This is a genomic window from Maribacter sp. 4G9 (assembly GCF_002742265.1).
Classification (GTDB): domain Bacteria; phylum Bacteroidota; class Bacteroidia; order Flavobacteriales; family Flavobacteriaceae; genus Maribacter.
The window spans coordinates 1-691 of the sequence record NZ_MDGL01000082.1 but is presented as its reverse complement, the minus strand read 5'-3'; the positions used below and the strand labels follow the sequence as shown (position 1 = coordinate 691).

Below are 691 nucleotides of genomic sequence, written 5' to 3'. Positions count from 1 at the left end.
ACAGCAACCCTCGTGCTTTTAGATGTTTGTCCAATTGGTCCAACATGATGTTAGACAGTAACGGACTTAATGGGCTGCCTTGTGGCAATCCTTTCCTGCGCTTATGCAATCGCCCATTCTTTAAAATGGGCGCACGAAGCCATTTGCGGATCAGCCATAAGGTGGTCGGGCACTTGACCTTGTCATAAATAAGCTGAAGTAGTTTATAGTGTTGGACTTCATCGAAGAAACTCTTAAGGTCTATATCTACTAGGTCTTGGTAACCATCATTGATGTACCCTTGACTTTTTAATACCGCCTGTTGAAGGTTCTTCCTTGGGCGGAAACCGTAGCTCTCCATCTCGAAATCGAGTTCGAAATGAATCACCAGTTGTTGGCTTACCGCTTGTTGAAGCCATCTATCCACTACCGTGGGCACTCCCAGTAATCTGGTCTTGCCGTTCGGCTTGGGTATCTCCACCCCTTTGATGGCCTGTGGCATGTAGCTTTTAGAAATGAGTTGGTGCACCACTTTTGAGCGGTGGCCATCTATAAATGCCTTCAACTCTGTTGTGGGCATCCCGTCTATTCCTGCCGAACCTTTATTGCTGACAACCTTTTTACAGGCGTCGATCAAGTTTCTGGCGGCTACTACTTTTGCTATCATTTGTACTGTTCTTGTCTTTCTAGGTATAGGCTATCGGATAAACCG

At 46.0% G+C, this 691-nt stretch carries 1 protein-coding gene; it reads right to left on the bottom strand.

Annotation, left to right across the window (positions count from 1 at the left end; translation table 11 throughout):
- Nucleotides 1-646, bottom strand: a 646-nt coding sequence (locus BFP75_RS10210) for a reverse transcriptase domain-containing protein (RefSeq protein WP_240531760.1), incomplete at its 3' end; no start/stop codon positions are given.
- Nucleotides 647-691 lie beyond the last annotated feature (45 nt).